The sequence below is a fragment of the Pseudomonas cimarronensis genome (assembly GCF_049331905.1).
Taxonomy (GTDB): domain Bacteria; phylum Pseudomonadota; class Gammaproteobacteria; order Pseudomonadales; family Pseudomonadaceae; genus Aquipseudomonas.
Genome location: NZ_CP186283.1, coordinates 1,185,411 through 1,206,233, shown reverse-complemented (window position 1 = coordinate 1,206,233; position 20,823 = coordinate 1,185,411). Strand labels below are relative to the sequence as shown.

Here is a 20,823-nt window from a genome sequence, read left to right as displayed (position 1 = left end):
TTGATCTGGCGCGGCAACAACGCCTGTTGCCCGCGAGTCAGTTACTCGTCGTCGAACTGATAACTGCCCGGCGCCAGGTTCTCAAAGCGTGAATACTTGCCAAGGAAGGCCAGCCGCGCTGTACCCAGCGGACCGTTACGCTGCTTACCGATGATGATTTCGGCCACGCCCTTGTATTCGGTTTCCGGGTGATAGACCTCATCGCGGTAGACGAACAGGATGATGTCGGCGTCCTGCTCAATCGCACCGGATTCACGCAAGTCAGAGTTGATCGGGCGTTTGTTCGGGCGCTGTTCCAGACCACGGTTAAGCTGCGACAGGGCGATCACCGGGCAGTTGAACTCCTTGGCCAGGGCTTTGAGCGAGCGCGAAATTTCCGAGATCTCGTTGACCCGGCTGTCGCCGCTGGAACCGGGAATCTGCATCAGCTGCAGGTAGTCGACCATGATCAGGCCAATCTCACCGTGCTCACGCGCCAGACGCCGGGTGCGCGCACGCATTTCCGACGGCGAGATGCCGGCGGTATCGTCGATAAACAGCTTGCGGTCGTTGAGCAGGTTGACCGCACTGGTCAGCCGCGGCCAATCATCATCATCCAGGCGACCGGCGCGCACCTTGGTCTGATCGATACGCCCCAAGGACGCCAGCATACGAATCACAATGGATTCCGAGGGCATCTCCAGGGAGTACACCAGGATCGACTTGTCGCTGCGCATCAGCGCGTTTTCCACCAGGTTCATGGCGAAAGTGGTCTTACCCATGGAGGGACGACCGGCGACGATGATCATGTCCGCTGGCTGCAGGCCACTGGTCAGGTTGTCCAGGTCGGTAAAGCCGGTAGACAAGCCGGTAATCGCATCGCCATTGTTGAACAGCTCGTCAATGCGATCGATGGCCTTGACCAGGATGTCGTTGATCCCCACCGGGCCACCGGTCTTCGGCCGCGCTTCGGCGATCTGGAAGATCAACCGCTCGGCTTCATCAAGGATTTCCTCGCCGGTACGCCCTTCCGGGGCATAGGCGCTGTCGGCAATCTCGTTGCTGATGCCGATCAGTTTGCGCAGGGTGGCCCGCTCGCGAATGATCTGCGCATAGGCCTTGATGTTGGCCACCGAGGGGGTGTTCTTGGCCAGCTCGCCGAGATAAGCCAGACCGCCGACCTGGGACAGCTGACCCTCCTTGTCCAGTTGTTCGGACAGGGTCACCACGTCAAAGGGATGGTTGCGTTCGGCCAGCTTGTGCACGGCGCGAAAGATCAGCCGGTGGTCATGTCGATAGAAATCGCCATCGGAGACCTGATCCAGCACGCGCTCCCAGGCATTGTTGTCGAGCATCAGACCGCCGAGTACGGCTTGCTCGGCCTCGATCGAGTGCGGCGGCACCTTCAGGGCGGAGGTTTGCAAGTCGTACTGTTCGGGCAGGCTGATGTCGTTCATAGGGCTCTGGGCAAAATTCTGTGTTCACAAAACAAAAGGCACGACATCACTTGCGTAATGTCGTGCCTGATTGTTAGCGGCCCGGCACCTGAGTGCAAGCCCACTTAGTCGCGAGCTGATTAGGCTGCTACGACGACAACCTTGACGGTTGCTTCAACGTCGCTGTGCAGGTGCACGGCTACGTCGTATTCGCCGAGTTGACGAATGGTGCCGTTCGGCAGACGCACTTCAGCTTTGGCCACTTCAACGCCGGAGGCGGTCAGGGCTTCAGCGATGTCGTGAGTGCCGATGGAGCCGAACAGTTTGCCTTCATCGCCCGCAGTAGCGGTGATGGTGACTTCCAGTTCAGCCAACTGAGCAGCGCGGGATTCAGCGTAAGCTTTCTTCTCGGCAGCCAGTTTTTCCAGCTCGGCGCGACGCGCTTCAAACGCAGCAACGTTTGCAGGAGTAGCGGCAGTGGCTTTGCCTTGCGGCAGCAGGAAGTTACGACCGTAACCGGCCTTAACATTCACTTTATCGCCCAGGTTGCCCAGGTTGGCGATTTTTTCCAGCAGGATCAGTTCCATTTGGTAATAACCTCTTAACTTTTAACCTTCACCGTTCGCGGGGCCCGAGCCGTGCTTGCGCTCAAAGCGACCACGAAAATCAAACAGACTGTCGACAATGGCCAAAACCACCAGTAACGGATAAGTCAGCTGCATAAACAGCAACAGCGTGATGTACAACCCAACCAGCCAGAACTTCGCCAACCGCCCTTGCGCCACCAGCCCATGCAACAGGGCGATGCCTGCAAACGCCAGCGGCACACTGCACAGCGGTGTCAGCATGGCCATTTGCGGACCCAGATTGGGCCCCAACAGCATACCGACCAGCAACAGCATCGCCAGCGGAGGCGGGAGGCGCAGCGCGCGAAACTCGCGGCCAAAACCACCCGGGTTATACAACTGCGCCTGCCAGAAGCGCCCAAGGATCAGGCTCAACAGGCTGACTGTCTGCAACAACGCCGCGATCAATCCGGTCAGTACCGGTGCAATCAGGCTATCCAGACGCGCTCGCTCATCCACCGACATCTGTTGGTGAACCCCATCGAGCATTTGCGGCATCAGCTTTTGCAGCTCAAGCGCCATTGCATCAATGGGTTCGCGGAACACCGCACCCAAGACCAGCCCATACACCAGGCCCAATGCCACACTGCACAGCAGCACACGATTCCAGGACAGGTTGGCGCGTAACAACAACGCCAATCCCAGCGCACCGAGCAACACCAACAGGGTGCGCGGCTCACCGAAATACCACCAGCCAATGGCCGGCAGCAGGGCCCAGGCGAGGATGCCAGCGGCATCACTCCAACCGCGCCGCAGAAGCACCAGGCTTCCAGCGGCAGCACTCAACCAGAACAGCAGCGGCAATGCCGCAGAAACCACCACTACGAGAGTGGCCTGCATACGGCCGCGCATAATGAATTCAGCCAAGGCGCGCATGCAATTTATCCCTTACTTCTTGTCGAACATCCGGTCTCAGCGGCCGTGGCTGTCGGTGTAAGGCAGCAGGGCCAGGAAGCGGGCGCGCTTGATAGCGGTAGCCAGCTGACGCTGATAACGAGCCTTGGTACCGGTGATACGGCTTGGAACGATTTTGCCGGTTTCCGAGATGTAGGCTTTCAGCGTGTTGAGATCTTTGAAATCGATCTCTTTCACGTCTTCAGCAGTGAAACGGCAGAACTTACGACGACGGAAGAAACGTGCCATGAGAGTGGCTCCTCAATAGATCCGTGGATTACTCGTCAGCGTTATCGCTGTCGCTGTTGTCGCTGTCATCGCCATCGGCAGAGTCAGCGCTTTCAGAACGATCACGACGCTCGCGGCGCTCGCTACGATTTTCCTCAGCTTTCAGCATTTCGGACTGTTCGGTAACGGCTTCGTCGCGACGGATGACCAGGTTACGGATCACGGCATCGTTGTAACGGAAGTTGTCTTCCAGCTCAGCCAGGGCTTTGCCGGTGCACTCTACGTTCAGCATGACGTAGTGAGCTTTGTGGACGTTGTTGATGGCGTAAGCCAGCTGACGACGGCCCCAATCTTCCAGGCGGTGAATTTTGCCGCCGTCTTCTTCGATCAGCTTGGTGTAACGCTCAACCATGCCGCCGACTTGCTCGCTCTGGTCCGGGTGAACCAGAAAGATGATTTCGTAATGACGCATAAATGCTCCTTACGGGTTGTAGCCTGCCGCCAAATGCGGTCAGGCAAGGAGTGAAGTTCACTTGTTTGTCTTGCCACAACAAAAAGGCGCAAAAGCACCTGCCGTCGCGGCAAGGGGCGACATTCTAGAGAAGCCCCCTGCCACACGCAAGGCAAACTGGTGATTATTTGAACAATACGCAAGCAGGTCCTGGCCAGGAGAAAGTCGCGCTGCACATCAGATTCACGGGCGCCGCGAGACGCCCGACAGGCACTAGGCTTTGCTGCCAGCCTTGCGCTGACGCAGTGCTTCAAACAGACAGACACCGGTCGCCACCGAGACATTGAGGCTACTGACGCTGCCGGCCATGGGTAGCTTGACCAGGTAATCACAGTGCTCGCGAGTCAGCCGCCGCATGCCTTTGCCTTCGGCGCCCATAACCAGCACGGTCGGCCCGGTCAGGTCATGTTCGTAGAGTTCCTGCTCAGCCTCGCCGGCCGTACCGACGACCCACAGACCGCGCTGCTGCAACTTCTCCAGACTGCGCGCCAGGTTGGTCACGGCCACCAACGGAATCACTTCCGCCGCACCGCAGGCCACCTTGCGCACAGTGGCGTTCAAGGTGGCGGATTTGTCTTTGGGCACGATTACAGCCAGCGCACCAGCAGCATCGGCCGTGCGCAGACAAGCCCCAAGGTTATGTGGATCGGTCACACCGTCGAGCACCAGCAACAGCGGCGCGCCCTCGGTGCGGTCCAGCAGCTCATCAAGCATGGCTTCGCCCCACACCTGACTGGGGCTGACATCAGCCACCACGCCCTGGTGCACACCCTCGACCCAGGCATCCATCTCGCGACGCTCGCACTGACCAACGGTAACTCGCGCATCCGTTGCCAGCGCCAGCAGCGTTTGCACCCGCGGATCATTACGCCCTTCTGCCAGCCAGATCTGCTTGACCCGCTTCGGATGGTGACGCAGCAGCGCTTCTACAGCATGCACGCCGTAGATTTTTTCCAACTGACTCATGACTTCGCCTTACGCTTGCGCGGCCCGCCGCTGCTCGGCGCACCACCAGCTGCGCCCTTGCGATGACTACTCGGCTTACTCTTGGCGGCCGAGCGAGCGCTGTCGCCCTTGCCAGCAACACCCTTGGCCGGTTTGCCTTTCGACTCGTTGAGCAGAGACTTCTTCAATGCCCGGCTCTTTTCAACATCGGTATTACCCGGCGCTGCACGCTCGCTGCGACGCCCGGCCCGACCAGCCGCCGACTCGAAACCACCGCGGCGCTGCCCCACCCCCGCCGGCATAGCCGCTTTGCCTTCGGCCAGTTCGAAGTCGATCTTGCGCTCGTCGAGATCGACACGCATAACCTTGACCTCAACGCTGTCGCCCAGCCGGAAGCTACGACCACTGCGCTCGCCCGCCAGACGATGATGCACCGGGTCAAAATGGTAGTAGTCACCCGGCAGGGCGGTGACGTGCACCAACCCTTCGACATAGATGTCTTGCAACTCGACAAACAGGCCAAACCCCGTCACCGCGGTAATCACACCCGGGAAGGTCTCACCCACGCGATCCTTCATGAACTCGCACTTGAGCCAGTTCACCACATCACGGGTTGCCTCATCGGCGCGACGCTCGGACATCGAGCATTGCTCGCCCAGCTGCTCGAGGATCGCATCGTCATACGGATAGATGCGCGCCCGCGGCATGATCGCCGCACCAGCACGCTTGACGTGCGGGGTATCGAGTTTGGAACGAATCACGCTGCGAATCGCCCGATGAATCAGCAGATCCGGGTAGCGACGAATTGGCGAGGTGAAGTGCGCATAGGCGTCGTAATTCAGGCCAAAGTGGCCCTGATTATCAGCGCTGTATACCGCCTGACTGAGCGAGCGCAGCATCACGGTCTGGATCAGGTGATAATCCGGACGCTCACGAATGCTTTCCAGCAGCAGCTGATAGTCCTTCGGCGTCGGGCCGTCCTTGGACTTGCCACGATGCAGCGACAAGCCCAACTCGGTGAGGAATGCCTTGAGTTTTTCCACACGCTCCGGCGGCGGGCCATCGTGCACGCGGTACAGCGCCGGAATCTCATGCTTCTGCATAAACGCGGCAGTGGCAACGTTGGCCGCCAGCATGCACTCCTCGATCAGCTTGTGCGCATCGTTGCGCTGGGTCGGGCGGATCTCGGCGATCTTGCGTCCAGCACCGAAGATGATGCGGGTTTCCTGAGTCTCGAAGTCGATGGCCCCACGTTCATGGCGCGCAGCCAGCAATACCTGATACAGCGAATACAGCTGCTTGAGGTGCGGCAGCACCTCCTTATATTCGCCACGCAGGGCCTTGCCTTCGCTGCTTTTCGGCTGTTCAAGCATGGCGCTGACCTTGTTGTAAGTCAGCCGCGCGTGAGAGTGAATCACCGCTTCATAGAACTGATAATCGGTCATCTTGCCGGTTTTCGAGATGCTGATCTCGCACACCATGGCCAGACGATCGACATGCGGGTTCAGCGAGCACAGGCCATTGGACAGCTCTTCCGGCAGCATCGGGATCACCCGCTCCGGGAAGTACACCGAGTTGCCGCGCACCTGAGCCTCGGCGTCCAGCGCCGAATCAATCTTCACGTAGTGCGATACGTCGGCGATGGCGACGTAGAGCTTCCAGCCGCCGGAGAACAGCCGCCAGTTGCTGCCATTCTTCTCGCAATACACCGCATCATCGAAGTCGCGGGCATCTTCACCGTCGATGGTGACGAACGGCAAGTGGCGCAGATCAATGCGCTTTTCCTTGTCCTTCTCCTCCACTTCCGGCTTGAGCTTGCGCGCTTCTTTGATCACGGCTTCAGGCCAGACATGCGGAATGTCATAACTACGCAGGGCAACATCGATCTCCATGCCCGGCGCCATGTAGTTACCAACGACTTCGATCACATCACCCTGCGGCTGGAAACGCGGAGTCGGCCAATGGGTGATTTTCACCTCAACGAACTGACCCTGTTTGGCACCAGCATTACGGCCGGGCGTGACCAGCACTTCCTGCTGAATCTTGGGGTTGTCGGCGACCACGAAACCTACGCCATGCTCTTCGTAGTAACGCCCGACGATGCTTTCATGGGCACGGGCGATCACTTCAACAATCGCACCTTCGCGGCGCCCACGCCGATCCAGACCGGAAACCCGCGCCAACGCACGGTCGCCATCGAATACCAAGCGCATTTGCGCCGGGCTGAGGAACAGGTCATCGCTGCCGTCGTCCGGCACCAGAAAGCCGAAGCCATCACGGTGACCGCTAACGCGGCCGAGAATCAGGTCAAGTTTGTCCACCGGGGCATAGGTGCCACGCCGGGTATAGATCAACTGGCCGTCACGCTCCATGGCGCGTAGACGGCGACGCAGCGCTTCGAGCTGCTCATCACTGACCAGACCGAACTCTGTGGCCAACTCTTCACGCGCCGCAGGTGAGCCGCGCTCGTCCAGGTGCTGGAGGATCAGTTCACGACTTGGAATGGGGTTTTCGTACTTTTCCGCTTCACGAGCGGCCTCAGGATCGAGGGATTGCCAATCGGCCATTAGAGAGTGTTCGCCTGTTCTATATAGAGTCGGTTTGCCATATGCCTATTGAAGCGCGAAAAAGCCCTCTGGGTCAGCATCGCGCGACAATAATTTTTCGCCATCAGGGCTTTACAAGGTAAAAGGGCGACCGTATAGTTCGCGCCCACAGCGTCGAGCAGACGTTGTAACACGGAAAAGATGAGCAATCATCGATTTCAGTGCCCAGGTGGCGGAATTGGTAGACGCGCTGGTTTCAGGTATCAGTGACCGCAAGGTCGTGGAAGTTCGAGTCTTCTCCTGGGCACCAAATTTCGTGAAGTGATCTGATAAACCACTTCGCAAATAAACGGATGCAACGCTCCGTACCGGTAACGGTGAACATTGCTGCAGTGCCCAGGTGGCGGAATTGGTAGACGCGCTGGTTTCAGGTATCAGTGATCGCAAGGTCGTGGAAGTTCGAGTCTTCTCCTGGGCACCAAATTTCAAAAAACCGAGCCAAGTGCTCGGTTTTTTATTGCCTGCGATTTGATCAGGCACCTGCTGGCGGAGAACTGTCTACTCCGCCAGCCACCAACCGTTAAACGCGGAACTGACCCAGACTGGCTTTAAGCTTCTTCGCCAGGCCATCCAGCACACGCCCACTGTTAGCCGTTGCGGCCACAGCCTCGGCTGCACGCTGCGCCTCGACGTGAATCACCTCTACCCGACCACGCACCGCATCGGCACCCTCAGCCTGATGGGCCGCCGCCTCGGTCGCCGCGTTGATTGCGCCATGCACTTCCTCGACCGCCGCACGCACCGATTGCTGCACCCGCGCACTCTCGCGCAACGCGGCCAAGCCCTGATCAGCCTGCTTACCAGCCTGACTGATTGCATCGACCGCCTCACGCGCCCCCTGCTGCAGGGCGCCGATATGGGTCTGGATATCACCGGTGGACTGCTGCGTCTTGCTCGCCAGCGCCCGCACCTCATCGGCCACCACGGCAAAGCCTCGCCCACTTTCGCCCGCTCGCGCCGCTTCGATGGCGGCATTCAACGCCAGCAAGTTGGTCTGCTCAGCAATCGAACGGATTACCGTCAGCACCACCTCGATCTGCTCACTCTGCTTGGCCAGCCGCTCAATCACTGCCGCGCCAGTTTCCACACGCTGCACCAGCTCCTCGATCGAGCCCCCCACACGCAGGGCAATCGCCGCATTGTCATCCGCAGCCTGACGAATCGCCCCCACCCGCTGCAGGGCTTCGCGCATGGCCTGACTCTCCGCCTGGGCTTCACCCGCCATTTCCGCCAGCGCCTGCAGGCTACCAGCCACTTCATCGCGCTGACGCTCAGCCGCCGCCTCCGCCGCCGCACTGCGCGAAGCCAGATTGCCGATCTCCTGCCCAGTGAGCGAAGCCACCTCGCCAGCCTCGCGCACAATCGGCTGCAACTTGGCCACGAAACGATTAACAGCCGCCGCCATGTCACCAATCTCATCACGACTATTCAGCTCGACACGCTTGGTCAGATCCCCCTCGCCTGCCGCCCAATCATTCAGCACAGCAATCAGGGTATGCAGCTTGCTGACCACCCGCTGCCCCAGCACCAGCGCCAGCACCAACAGAATCAGCAGTGCTACCACCACCAAACCGACACTGATATTCCAGCGCAGCCCGGCCGCCGCCTTCTGTACCACCTCGCGACTGCTTTGCGCCATGCCGCTGGCAGTATCCCGCGCCACACCAAGGCGCGCCGCAAGAGCCTCGGCACTGCTACTGGCAGCCCCACTCAGGCTCTCGGATACCAGCTGGCCACTGCTGTCGATCAGCCCGGCAAAACGCTTATCCAACGCTGCCAATTCTTCATCCACAGCCGCAGTTGAAATCCCCAGCCTGACCTTGCCGATATCCGACCCCATCGGACTGATCGATGCCTCAGCGATGTACACCCCCGGATCATTGGCCGCCGCCTGCAGCACCTTATCCAACGCACCATCGCCCTCACCTTTGGCCATCAGTGCACGCACTCGCGCATCCTGACGATTGAGGTGGCGCGTCAAACGCTGCCCCTGGGCATCGAAGTACACAGCGAATAACACCGCCGGATTGCGTTGCGCCCCACGCGCCAGCTCGGTCAACGCCGGCACATCGGCATCCCAGATGGCCTTCGGCGCAACGGCCGCCAACAACTGGGCCAATTCATCAGCCGAATGCTTGAGATTGCTATCAAGCACCGTACGTATCTGCCCCTGCTCCTGCGCCAAGCGCTCGGAAAGCCCCTTGGCGAGCTGCGCCTGGGTACTGGCAGACAGGCTATCCAACCCACCGCGCACTTCAGTACCCGCCTGACTCAATTCATCCACCAGGCGTGCCGTGTCACTTTGCATACCCTTGGCCAGGTCCGCCTCAAGCGTCGCCACCGTGGTACGCGTCAGCGCCACCGCGACCACCACCTGAACCAGAAGAGCCACACCCAGCGCCAGAAAAACCGGCAACAACAGGCGACTGCGCAATACAGAAATAATGGCGAACACGGTAGACACTCCTAACAGCGGTAATGCCTTTAACGGCGGGGGAACAGATTTATAAAGGCTAGCCCGGATATTTCTCTCAGCGCCTTTACTGAACCCTTAAACGACAAAGGGCCGCCAACTGGCGACCCTCTGTGCACATGCCTGTGACTATCAGGCAAACGGATGGCGCAACACAATGGTCTCGTTGCGATCCGGGCCAGTGGAAATAATGTCGATTGGTGCACCGACCAACTCTTCCACACGCTTGATGTAGGCGCGCGCAGCAGCTGGCAGCTCGTCCAGGGTCTTGGCACCCAGAGTCGACTCGCTCCAGCCCGGCATTTCCTCGTAAACCGGCTGCAGGCCCAGGTAGCTGTCGGCGTCGGTCGGCGCATCGACCAGCACCTGGCCGTTGGCATCCTTGTAGCCCGTGCAGATACGGATGGTTTCCAGGCCGTCGAGCACGTCCAGCTTGGTCAGACACAGGCCAGAGATGCTGTTGATCTCGATGGCGCGACGCAGGATCACCGCATCGAACCAGCCGCAGCGACGCGCGCGACCGGTGGTCGAACCAAACTCATGGCCGCGCTTGGCGAGGAACGCACCGGTTTCATCGAACAGTTCAGTCGGGAACGGACCCGAACCCACGCGCGTGGTGTACGCCTTGGTGATGCCGAGGATGTAGTCCAGGTACATCGGGCCAAAACCGGAACCGGTGGCGATCCCCCCCGCCGTGGTGTTGGAGCTGGTGACGTAGGGGTAGGTGCCGTGGTCGATGTCCAGCAGCGAGCCCTGCGCACCTTCGAACATGATGTCTTTACCGTCACGACGCATGTCATGCAGTACAGCAGTCACGTCGCTCATCATCGGCTTGAGCAGCTCGGCGTATTCCATGCATTCATCCAGGGTTTTCTGGAAGTCGATGGCCGGCTCTTTGTAGTAATTAACCAGCTGGAAGTTGTGATAATCCAGCAACTCACCCAGCTTGGCGGCAAAACGCTCACGGTGGAACAGGTCACCAATGCGCAGACCGCGACGCGCCACCTTGTCTTCATACGCGGGGCCGATACCACGGCCGGTGGTGCCGATCTTGGCATCGCCACGGGCTTTCTCACGCGCCTGATCCAGGGCTACGTGGTACGACAGAATCAACGGGCAGGATGGGCTGATGCGCAGACGCTCGCGCACCGGCACGCCTTTTTCTTCCAGCTTGATGATTTCACGCATCAGCGCATCGGGCGCAACCACCACGCCGTTGCCGATCAGGCACTGCACGTTTTCGCGCAGGATGCCGGAGGGAATCAGGTGCAGAACGGTCTTTTCGCCGTCGATCACCAGAGTGTGGCCGGCATTGTGGCCACCCTGGTAACGCACAACAGCTGCAGCCTGTTCGGTCAGCAGGTCGACGATCTTGCCTTTGCCCTCATCGCCCCACTGGGTGCCCAGGACTACGACATTCTTACCCATAACACTAACCCTCTTCGCAAACTTGATGCCGGCTCGCACCGACGGAAACTTTTTGCTCAACCGCTCAGGCTGTCAGTGCAGCCAACTGCCAGCGGCCATCACGCAACAGCAACTGACGATCACAGCCCGCCGCCTCGGCGTCAGCGACGGATTGCCCAGGCAATGCCTGCACCACCCGCCGCCCATCGAGGCGCAAGCGTGTAATCGCCTGCCACAGCAACACATCATGGTTATCCGGAGCCCAGATACCGGCGGGCTCTTCACCCAACTGCATCTGCCCCAGGCTTACCAGGGTTTTCAGGTCAGTGGAGAAACCAGTGGCCGGACGCGCCCGACCGAAATCGGCACCGATGTCGTCATAGCGGCCGCCCTGAGCAATGGCATACCCCACGCCCGGCACAAAGGCCGCGAACACCACACCGGTGTGATAGTGATAACCGCGCAACTCACCAAGATCGAAGTACAGCGGTAATTCCGGGTAGCGCAAGCTCAGCGCATCGGCAATCGCCATCAGATCATCCAGCGCCGCATGCACATCATCCGGCGCATCGATCAGGCAAGCCTGAGCCAGATCCAGCACCTCTCGACCGCCGCACAATTCGCTGAGCGCGCGCAGCATCTTGCGCAGGTCATCCGGCAACGCTTCGGTCAGCTCATCCACCTCGTCGACGGCTTTGCGCTGCAAAGCGTCGAACAGCTGCTGCTCAACCTCACGCGACAATTGCGCTGCGCGCGCCAAACCGCGATAGATGCCGACATGACCAAGGTCCATGTGCACATCCGGCACCGCTGCCAGCTCAAGGGTATTGACCAACAGACTGATCACTTCCACATCACTGGCCGGGCTGGCATCGCCATACAACTCAGCACCAAGCTGAATCGGGCTGCGCGAAGTGGTCAGCGCACGCGGCTGGGCATGCACCACACTGCCGGCGTAGCACAGACGGCTTGGCCCTTCACGGCGCAGGGTATGCGCATCGATGCGCGCCACTTGCGGCGTGATGTCGGCGCGAAAGCCCATCTGCCGACCGGACAGCGGATCTGTCACCTTGAAAGTACGCAGATCCAGGTCCTGGCCCGCGCCAGTCAGCAGCGATTCCAGGTACTCAATATGCGGGGTGACCACAAATTCATAGCCCCAGCGCTGGAACAGATCCAGCACCTGGCGGCGCGCCACTTCAATACGCCCTGCGTATGGTGGCAGTACTTCTTCGATGCCATCTGGCAGCAGCCAGCGGTCTACCGTTGCCATTTCGCCATTCCCCTCTTGAACCGGGCGGCACAAGCCTTCAGTGAAGCCAATAAAGAACGGTTGTTCCCAGCAGCATGCTGGCCAACCCCAGCAGACGCAGCTGCCTGTCAGACAGCTGCGTCAGTTGTAAAAGCGTGTCACGCCAATGGCGCGGACACAGGAAGGGCAGGATGCCCTCCAGCACCAACACGAGACACAACGCGATGCCTAATTCCTGCCACATGCTTCCCACAGACGCAAAAAAGCCGGGATTTTCCCGGCTGCCGCATCATACCACGTTTTCCACAAGGATCACCCCGGCGGCTGCCCGCCGGGGTGATGACTTAAGGCTTGGACTGCTCCAGGTAGCGGAAGAAGTCGCTCTTCGGATCCAGCACCAGCACGTCACGCTTATCCGCGAAACTCTCACGGTAAGCCCGCAGACTGCGATAGAACGAATAGAACTCCTGATCCATACCGTAGGCCTTGGAATAGATTGCCGCAGCCTGGGCATCACCCTCACCGCGCAGCTCTTCCGCCTGCCGGTAGGCATCAGCCAGTAGCACACGACGCTGACGGTCGGCGTCGGCGCGAATACCTTCGGCCAGCTCCTTACCTTTGGCGCGGTGCTCACGAGCCTCACGCTCACGCTCGGAACTCATGCGATCAAACACGCTGCGGTTGACTTCCTTCGGCAGGTCAATCGCCTTGACGCGCACATCGACCACTTCGATGCCCAATTCACGCTGCGCAGCACGGTTCAGGGAAGCCGTCACATCCGCCATCAGCGCATCACGCTCACCCGATACCGACTCATGCAGGGTGCGCTTACCGAACTGGTCACGCAGCGACGCTTCCAGACGACGCGCCAGGCGCTCATCGGCAATCTGCTTCATACCAGACGTTGCGGTGTAGTAACGCTCGGCATCCAGCACCCGCCATTTGGCGAAGGCATCAACCATCAACGCTTTCTTTTCCAGAGTGAGGAACCGTGAGCTGGTGGAGTCCAGCGTCAGCAGGCGAGCGTCAAACTTGCGCACCTGGTTGACGTAAGGAATCTTCACATGCAAACCCGGCTGTACGTCCGGCTGGACAATACGACCGAACTGCAACAGCACCGCACGTTCAGTCTGCGCGACGATGTAGAAACTGTTCCAGGCGACCAGCGCCAGCACCACGCCAACAATAAGGGCGACCAGCGATTTATTGCTCATCAACGGCTCTCCCTTGTACGCAGCTCAACCTGACGCGGATCGATGGTCACGCGCGCACTGCCGGTATCAGCAGTGCCAGCCGCACCGGAAATCGCACCTGGCGCAGACGAGGCACGCCCGTCGATCATCTTATCCAGCGGCAGATAAAGCAGGTTGTTCTGCCCCTTGTCGCCGGTTACAAGCACCTTGCTGGTGTTGGTCATCAGTTCCTGCATGGTGTCCAGGTACAGACGTTCGCGCGTCACTTCCGGCGCCTTGCGGTACTCAGCAACCAGCGCCGTGAAACGATCCGCCTCACCCTGGGCGCGGGAAACCACTTCATCACGGTAACCATTGGCGTCTTCGATCAGGCGCTGCGCCTGACCACGGGCTTCCGGCACCACGCCATTGGCATAGGTTTCCGCCTGGTTCTTCTCGCGCTGCTCGTCTTCACGGGCACGGATCACATCGTCGAAGGCTTCCTGCACTTCACGCGGCGCAGCGGCACTCTGGATGTTCACCTGGGTCACCGCGATACCGGTGCGATAGTTATCAAGGAAGCGCTGCAAGCGATCCTTGACCTCGCTGGCCATCAACTCACGGCCCTCGGTCAACACCTGATCCATCTCGGTGGAGCCAACCACGTGGCGCACGGCGCTGTCAGTGGCATGCTGCAGACTGATTTCCGGCTGATCGACGTTCAGCACGAAATCCTGCAGGTTGCTGATTTTGTACTGCACGGTCAGCGGCACTTCGATGATGTTCTCGTCTTCGGTCAACATCTGCCCCTGCTTGCTGTAAGCACGCTCGCGGGTGACGTTTTCCTGAAACTTGCGATCAATCGGCGGGAAGTAGATGTTCAGACCCGGACCGACCGTCTCGTAGTACTTGCCGAAGCGCAGCACCACAGCCTGCTCCTGCTCATCAACGACATAGATCGCACTGTACAGCCAGACCGCAGCCAACAACCCCAGGCCCACGAACAGCAGGCCGAAGCCGCCGCCATTGCCCGAGCCCGTCTCGCTGCCTCGTTTTTTGCCACCACCGAACAGCCCATTCAGGCTCTCCTGCAGCTTGCGGAAGGCCTCATCGATATCCGGCGGCCCCTTGCGGTCACCGTTCTTGCGGCCACCCCACGGATCCTGATTATTCGAGTTGCCACCCGGCTCATTCCAAGCCATAGCGCTCTCCATCTGATAAAGCAAAGACGCGCCCACGGCGCGCCCGCCAATGCTACAGAATGCATGCAACCAGCGGCAAAGTCGCTGGTGCAGGCTTTATTGCAAAGTGTGTTGCTCAATAAATTCTTGTGGTGCAAGCCCTTCGCGACTTACCAGCCGGTTCAGCTCGACACGTGGCAATCGCACTGCCAGCAAACTGCTGCCATCTTCGCTGTAAGTCTCGCTCTGCACCACGCCCAAAGCGAAGAACTGCGCACGCATACGCCCCAGGCGCTGCGGCAACTGCAATGTACCGACAAACAGGTCGTCACCCAACAGCTCGGCAATCGCCTGACGCAGCAGCGGCAATCCGCGCCCATCCCGCGCAGAGAGCCAGACCCTCTGCGGCTTGCCATCGGCATCGCGCTGAATCTGCGGCTCCACCCCCTCAAGCAGGTCGAGCTTGTTGTACACCTCGAGCATCGGCAACTCCTGGGCACCGATCTCACCCAGCACCGCCAACACCTGCTCGATCTGCTGATCACGTTCCGACTCGTGAGAGTCGATTACATGCAACAGCAGGTCGGAGTTGCTCGATTCTTCAAGGGTCGCCCGGAACGCTTCGACCAGCTTGTGCGGCAGATGGCGGATAAAGCCCACGGTATCGGCAAGCACAATCGGCCCCAGATCATCCAGCTCCAAACGGCGCAGAGTAGGATCGAGAGTGGCGAATAGCTGATCGGCCGCGTAAACGTCCGAGGTGGTTAGCGCATTGAACAGCGTTGACTTGCCGGCGTTGGTGTAACCCACCAGCGATACCGAAGGGATATCCGCACGCTGACGACCGCGTCGCGCTTGTTCGCGCTGGCTGCGCACCTTTTCCAGCTTCTGTTTGATCTGACGAATCCGCACGCGCAACAGACGGCGGTCGGTTTCCAGCTGGGTCTCACCCGGGCCGCGCAGACCGATACCACCTTTCTGCCGTTCAAGGTGAGTCCAGCCGCGCACCAGGCGCGTACTCATGTGATCGAGCTGAGCCAGCTCGACCTGCAACTTGCCTTCATGGGTACGCGCGCGCTGGGCGAAAATGTCGAGGATCAAGCCGGTGCGGTCCAGCACCCGACACTCGAAAGCGCGCTCAAGGTTGCGCTCCTGACTGGGCGTGAGCACATGGTTGAAGATAACCAGGTCAGCCTCAGCGGCCTTGACCTGATCACGCAACTCTTCAACTTTGCCGCTACCGATCAGGTACTTGGCGGTCAACCGATTACTTGGAATGCTGAAAAACGCGACAGTCTCGGCGCCGGCAGAGAGCGCCAGCTCCTGAAACTCCTGCGGATCTTCGCGCACCTCGGAATTTTGGCCGTCCAGATGAACCAGAATGGCCCGCTCTCCACCTTCATGGCGCTCGAAGAACAATGCAGCCTCCTAAATCAGGCGTTACCAGGCTCAGCTTCAGCTTGCTCGGTTTCGCTTGCGCTCGGCAGACGCACCGGACGGCTCGGCACCACAGTGGAAATGGCGTGTTTGTAGACCATCTGGCTGACAGTGTTTTTCAGCAAAATCACGAACTGGTCGAAAGATTCAATCTGGCCTTGCAGCTTGATGCCGTTAACCAAATAAATAGAAACCGGGACGCGTTCCTTACGCAAGGTATTCAGGTAAGGGTCTTGTAGCGAATGCCCTTTTGACATGTGCCGCACTCCTTTAAGGATCAATTTTCAATAATTTTTAGTAAACCAACGAACGGCTTAAAGCCGTCGTACCCCCAAGAGTAGACGGCCAACGGCAAGGTCTCAGGTCAATATGGAGACCGCTGCCAAGTATTTCAAGGCACGCGGCAGATTGTCGCAAGCCGCACTATCGAGCCAATGCACATCCTGCTGCCAACCACGTAACCAGGTGAACTGCCGCTTGGCCAGCTGCCGCGTGGCGATAATGCCGCGCTCCTGCATCTGCACAGCGCTGAGGTTGCCGTCCAAATAATCCCAGACCTGACGATACCCCACCGCTCGTATAGACGGCAGACCAACGTGCAAGTCACTTCGCTGACGCAGGCGTTCGACCTCGGCAACCAGCCCCTGTTCCAACATCAAACGAAATCGCAGGGCAATCCGCTCATGCAACAGCTGCCTTTGTGCCGGGGCAATGGCCAATTGCGCCACAGTATAGGGGAATTGGCGCGCCGCCGATGCGCCACCCGCAGTATTTTCTGCAGCCTGACGCTGGCGGTGAACGGTCATGCTTTCGCCGCTGACGTGATAGACCTCAAGGGCGCGAATCAGGCGCTGCGGGTCATTGGGGTGGATACGCGCCGCCGACTCCGGATCGACCGCACGCAGCTCGTCATGTAACACCTCCCAACCTTCGGCCTGGGCGCGCGCCTCCAGCTCGGCGCGCAACGCTGCATCGGCGCCGGGCATTTCCGCCAAGCCTTCGAGCAATGCTTTGAAATACAACATGGTACCGCCCACCAGCAGCGGAATGCGGCCGCGCGCGGTGATCTCGGCCATGGCGGCCAGGGCATCGGCCCGAAACTCGGCTGCCGAGTAGCTCTCAGCCGGATCACGGATATCGATCAGGCGATGCGGAAACTCGGCCAGCGTGGCCTTATCCGGCTTGGCGGTGCCGATGTCCATATCACGGTAGATCAGCGCAGAATCGACGCTGATCAACTCGCACGGCAGCACCCGCGCCAGCTCAATAGCCAGATCGGTCTTGCCAGCCGCAGTTGGCCCCATCAGGAAAATCGCCGGAGGCAGGCGCTCGGACATGCTCAAAACTCTCTTAATGACGCGGCTGCTTAGCGACCGCGCAGGAACAGCTTGTCCAGGTCATCCATGCCCATTTGCGTCCAGGTCGGACGACCATGGTTGCACTGACCGCTACGTTCGGTGTGTTCCATATCGCGCAACAGGGCATTCATTTCCGGCAAGGTCAGGCGCCGATTGGCGCGTACCGCCCCATGACAGGCCATGGTGCCGAGCAGCTCATTGAGATGCGCCTGAATGCGATCCGTGGTGCCGTACTCCAGCAGATCCGCCAGCACATCCTGCACCAGGCGCGTGGCTTCAGCCTGCTTGAGCAATGCCGGAATCTGCCGAATTGCCAGGGTTTCCGGGCCCAAACGCTGTAACTCGAAACCCAGCCGCTGGAACCACTCGGCGTGCTCTTCGGCGCAGTCCGCTTCACGCTGACTCACCGCAATCGACTCCGGCACCAACAATGGCTGACCACGCAGGCCTTCACTGGCCATGGCCACCTTGAGCCGTTCATAGGTGATGCGTTCATGGGCGGCATGCATATCCACCACCACCAGGCCCTGAACGTTCTCGGCAAGGATATAGATGCCCTTGAGCTGGGCAATCGCATAACCCAGCGGCGGAATATCCCCTTGCGTATCTGGCAGGGCCGCTGGCGCCGGCGTATTGGCCAACGGGGTGAAATATTCACGATAAGCGCCTTGAGCCTCGGCGGCCGGCAGCGGGGTTTCCGGGCGATAGCCCTGATAGCCGGCGCCTGGCGAACGCCAGACGGATGCATTCGGCGCAGGTTCAAGCAGGCTGGCCGCCAGACCGATTTCACCCTGCGGGCCAAACTCGCCAGCGGCCTGCCCTGTGGGACGCACCATCTCGGTCAGCGCCGCCGGAGCAGCGAGCTGATCCTCCGGGCGCACCTCACCCAGCGCGCGGTGCAAGGTGCCATAGAGGAAGTCATGCACCATGCGGCCATCACGGAAGCGCACCTCATGCTTGGTCGGGTGCACGTTGACATCGACCACCGAAGGATCGATTTCCAGAAACAGCACAAAGGTCGGATGGCGACCATTGAACAGCACGTCGCGGTAGGCCTGGCGCACCGCGTGGGCGACCAGTTTGTCGCGCACCATGCGCCCGTTCACATAGAAATACTGCAGATCCGCCTGGCTGCGCGAGAAGGTCGGCAAGCCAACCCAGCCCCACAGATGCAGGCCGTTGCGCTCGATATCGATGGGCAGCGCCTGCTCGAGAAACGCCGGGCCGCACACCGAGGCCACGCGCCGCGCGCGGCTCTGCTCATCTGGCGCCTCATGCAGGCCGAGTACGGTCTTGCCGTTGTGGCGCAGGTGGAAGGCCACATCGAAGCGCGCCAGCGCCAGGCGTTTGATCACTTCCTGCAGGTGATCGAATTCGGTTTTTTCAGTCTTCAGAAACTTGCGCCGCGCCGGGGTGTTGAAGAACAGGTCGCGCACTTCCACCGAGGTACCAACCGGGTGCGCTGCGGGCTGCACCCGCGGCTGCATATCACGACCTTCGGTTTCCACCTGCCAGGCTTGCTCCGCACCCTCGGTGCGTGAGGTCAACGTCAGGCGAGCGACGGAGCTGATCGAGGCCAGCGCCTCGCCGCGAAAGCCCAGGCTCATCACCTGCTCAAGGTCTTCCAGCTCGCGGATCTTGCTGGTGGCGTGGCGGGCCAGCGCCAGCGGCAAGTCATCCGGCGAGATGCCACTGCCGTTGTCGCGCACTTTGAGCAGCTTGATTCCGCCCTGTTCGACATCCACTTCGATGCGTTTGGCACCGGAATCCAGGCTGTTTTCCAACAGTTCCTTGATTACCGAGGCTGGGCGCTCGACCACCTCACCGGCAGCAATCTGGTTCGCCAGCCGCGGGCTGAGCAGCTGGATACGCGCAGCTTCACTCATGGCTGCGCAGCCAGAGCAGTGGCGGGAATCTGCAGGCGCTGGCCGACCTTGATCACATCACTTCTCAGCGCATTGGCATTGCGCAGGGCGCCCAGGCTGACCTGATAGCGTTGAGCGATCAGTGCCAGACTTTCACCGGAGCTGACCACATGCTCGCGCGGACCGAGGGCAATCTTGCCGTTGTCACGCAGCCAGGCCACGTGAGTGCCAGGCGGCGGATTTTCATGGAAGAACTGCCGCACGCCCGTGACAATCGAGCGCGCCAGCGCCTGTTGATGGCTGACTGTTGAAAGCTTCTTGGCTTCGTTCGGATTGGAGATAAACCCGGTTTCCACAAGAATCGATGGAATATCCGGGGATTTCAGCACCATAAAGCCGGCCTGTTCGACACGTCGCTTATGCAGCGACGTGATCCGGCCCATATTGCCCAGCACTTTGTTGCCGACGTTCAAGCTGGATGACAGCGAAGCGGTCATCGACAGATCAAGCAACACCCCGGCGAGCATCTTGTCCTTGTCGTCCAGGCTGACGTTACCGGCACCGCCGATCAGGTCCGACTGGTTCTCCGCATCGGCCAGCCAGCGTGCGGTTTCCGACGTGGCGCCGCGATCCGACAGGGCATACACCGAAGCGCCGAATGCCGCCGCGCGCGGCGCAGCATCAGCATGGATGGAGATAAACAAGTCGGCACCCTTCTTGCGGGCAATCTCGGTGCGTTTGCGCAGCGGAATAAAGTAGTCACCGGTGCGCACCAACTCGGCGCGGAAGCCCTTCTCGGCATTGATCTGCCGCTGTAGTTCCTTGGAAATCGCCAGGGTCACATGCTTTTCATACTGGCCTTTGACCGGCGACAGTGCGCCAGGGTCTTCACCGCCGTGCCCGGCGTCGATGGCAATCACGATATCGCGCTTGCCGTTGGGCACTGGGGTCAGCTTCGGCGGAGCCTGAGTCGGCGTAACCGGCACTTGAGGCGCCGTGGTCACCGTGGTGGCCGGCAGGCTGGGCGCAGCGCCACTTTCCTGGTCAAACAGATCGACCACCAAGCGATGGCCGTACTGCTGATTGGGCGCCAGGGTAAAGCTCTTCGGCGTGACCGCTGCGGAAAGGTCAATCACCACGCGCAGGTCATTCGGGGTGCGCTGCGCCGAGCGCACGCCGGTGATTGGCGTGTTGCTCAGGGTCAGTTGGTCGAAGTTGGTGGCCAGCTTGGCGCCACTGACATCAATGACGATACGGTTTGGCGCTGACAGCAGGAACACGCTGTGCTGCACCGGGCCGGACAGGTCAAACACCAGGCGCGTGTTATCCGGCGCACGCCACAGGCGGACACTGCGCACATCCGAAGCGGCCATTACATCGGCGACCAGCGCCACCAATGCCACTCCAATTGCGATGAAACGCGCGCCTATGCGCATAGCCAACCCCATAATAA

At 60.1% G+C, this 20,823-nt stretch carries 18 protein-coding genes and 2 tRNA genes; 2 read left to right on the top strand and 18 right to left on the bottom strand.

Translation table 11 applies throughout. The features are described 5' to 3' along the window. Positions 1-41 precede the first annotated feature (41 nt). From dnaB to rnr, 7 genes are all read right to left on the bottom strand, one after another. Positions 42-1,436 carry a replicative DNA helicase gene (gene dnaB, locus ACOCLD_RS05610; protein WP_257776929.1) on the bottom strand — a complete coding sequence of 465 codons (1,395 nt, stop codon included), beginning with the start codon at positions 1,434-1,436 and terminating at the stop codon, positions 42-44. 119 nt (positions 1,437-1,555) lie between these two features. Beyond that, entirely contained in the window at positions 1,556-2,002 is a 447-nt protein-coding gene (gene rplI / locus ACOCLD_RS05605; RefSeq protein WP_090376762.1) for a 50S ribosomal protein L9, read from the bottom strand. 21 nt (positions 2,003-2,023) lie between these two features. Next, positions 2,024-2,917 carry a hypothetical protein gene (locus ACOCLD_RS05600; protein ID WP_108485747.1) on the bottom strand — a complete coding sequence of 298 codons (894 nt, stop codon included), beginning with the start codon at positions 2,915-2,917 and terminating at the stop codon, positions 2,024-2,026. A gap of 36 nt (positions 2,918-2,953) precedes the next feature. After that, positions 2,954-3,184 (bottom strand): 30S ribosomal protein S18, encoded by a 231-nt coding sequence (gene rpsR / locus ACOCLD_RS05595; protein WP_003246847.1) that lies wholly within the window; start codon positions 3,182-3,184, stop codon positions 2,954-2,956. Positions 3,185-3,212: 28 nt separating this feature from the next. Then, on the bottom strand, positions 3,213-3,635 hold the full coding sequence (gene rpsF / locus ACOCLD_RS05590; protein ID WP_108485748.1) for a 30S ribosomal protein S6: 423 nt from the start codon (positions 3,633-3,635) through the stop codon (positions 3,213-3,215). Between the two features lie 252 nt (positions 3,636-3,887). Beyond that, on the bottom strand, positions 3,888-4,640 hold the full coding sequence (rlmB, locus tag ACOCLD_RS05585; protein ID WP_422911162.1) for a 23S rRNA (guanosine(2251)-2'-O)-methyltransferase RlmB: 753 nt from the start codon (positions 4,638-4,640) through the stop codon (positions 3,888-3,890). Next, complete coding sequence (gene rnr, locus ACOCLD_RS05580) at positions 4,637-7,186, bottom strand: ribonuclease R (protein ID WP_422911161.1); 2,550 nt, start codon at positions 7,184-7,186, stop codon at positions 4,637-4,639. The genes rlmB and rnr overlap by 4 nt, the downstream gene beginning before the upstream one ends. A 202-nt stretch (positions 7,187-7,388) precedes the next feature. On the opposite strand from rnr, the gene ACOCLD_RS05575 reads away from it, so the two are divergent. Continuing rightward, positions 7,389-7,475, top strand: a tRNA-Leu gene (locus tag ACOCLD_RS05575). Positions 7,476-7,559: 84 nt separating this feature from the next. Then, positions 7,560-7,646, top strand: a tRNA-Leu gene (locus ACOCLD_RS05570). Positions 7,647-7,745: 99 nt separating this feature from the next. Here the strand turns inward: ACOCLD_RS05570 and ACOCLD_RS05565 are convergent. The 11 genes from ACOCLD_RS05565 to ACOCLD_RS05515 form a co-directional block, all read right to left on the bottom strand. Continuing rightward, positions 7,746-9,680: a methyl-accepting chemotaxis protein gene (locus ACOCLD_RS05565; protein WP_422911160.1), complete on the bottom strand. Its 1,935-nt coding sequence runs from the start codon at positions 9,678-9,680 to the stop codon at positions 7,746-7,748. A 150-nt stretch (positions 9,681-9,830) separates the two neighbouring features. After that, positions 9,831-11,126, bottom strand: coding sequence for an adenylosuccinate synthase (locus ACOCLD_RS05560; RefSeq protein ID WP_257776925.1), 1,296 nt, complete (start codon positions 11,124-11,126; stop codon positions 9,831-9,833). A 64-nt stretch (positions 11,127-11,190) separates the two neighbouring features. Next, positions 11,191-12,378: an ATP phosphoribosyltransferase regulatory subunit gene (locus tag ACOCLD_RS05555; protein ID WP_422911159.1), complete on the bottom strand. Its 1,188-nt coding sequence runs from the start codon at positions 12,376-12,378 to the stop codon at positions 11,191-11,193. Positions 12,379-12,415: 37 nt separating this feature from the next. Next, positions 12,416-12,601 carry a DUF2065 domain-containing protein gene (locus ACOCLD_RS05550; RefSeq protein ID WP_160016276.1) on the bottom strand — a complete coding sequence of 62 codons (186 nt, stop codon included), beginning with the start codon at positions 12,599-12,601 and terminating at the stop codon, positions 12,416-12,418. A gap of 100 nt (positions 12,602-12,701) precedes the next feature. Then, positions 12,702-13,571 (bottom strand): protease modulator HflC, encoded by an 870-nt coding sequence (hflC, locus tag ACOCLD_RS05545; protein WP_257776923.1) that lies wholly within the window; start codon positions 13,569-13,571, stop codon positions 12,702-12,704. Continuing rightward, entirely contained in the window at positions 13,571-14,731 is a 1,161-nt protein-coding gene (gene hflK / locus ACOCLD_RS05540; RefSeq protein ID WP_422911158.1) for an FtsH protease activity modulator HflK, read from the bottom strand. The genes hflC and hflK overlap by 1 nt, the downstream gene beginning before the upstream one ends. A gap of 96 nt (positions 14,732-14,827) precedes the next feature. Further along, entirely contained in the window at positions 14,828-16,129 is a 1,302-nt protein-coding gene (gene hflX / locus ACOCLD_RS05535; RefSeq protein WP_422911157.1) for a ribosome rescue GTPase HflX, read from the bottom strand. Positions 16,130-16,143: 14 nt separating this feature from the next. Further along, complete coding sequence (gene hfq, locus ACOCLD_RS05530) at positions 16,144-16,404, bottom strand: RNA chaperone Hfq (protein WP_090249679.1); 261 nt, start codon at positions 16,402-16,404, stop codon at positions 16,144-16,146. Positions 16,405-16,506: 102 nt separating this feature from the next. Next, positions 16,507-17,484, bottom strand: a complete 978-nt coding sequence (gene miaA / locus ACOCLD_RS05525) for a tRNA (adenosine(37)-N6)-dimethylallyltransferase MiaA (RefSeq protein WP_422911156.1) — start codon at positions 17,482-17,484, stop codon at positions 16,507-16,509. A gap of 29 nt (positions 17,485-17,513) precedes the next feature. After that, positions 17,514-19,391 (bottom strand): DNA mismatch repair endonuclease MutL, encoded by a 1,878-nt coding sequence (gene mutL, locus ACOCLD_RS05520; RefSeq protein WP_422911155.1) that lies wholly within the window; start codon positions 19,389-19,391, stop codon positions 17,514-17,516. After that, on the bottom strand, positions 19,388-20,818 hold the full coding sequence (locus tag ACOCLD_RS05515; protein WP_422911154.1) for an N-acetylmuramoyl-L-alanine amidase: 1,431 nt from the start codon (positions 20,816-20,818) through the stop codon (positions 19,388-19,390). The genes mutL and ACOCLD_RS05515 overlap by 4 nt, the downstream gene beginning before the upstream one ends. Between the last annotated feature and the right edge of the window lie 5 nt (positions 20,819-20,823).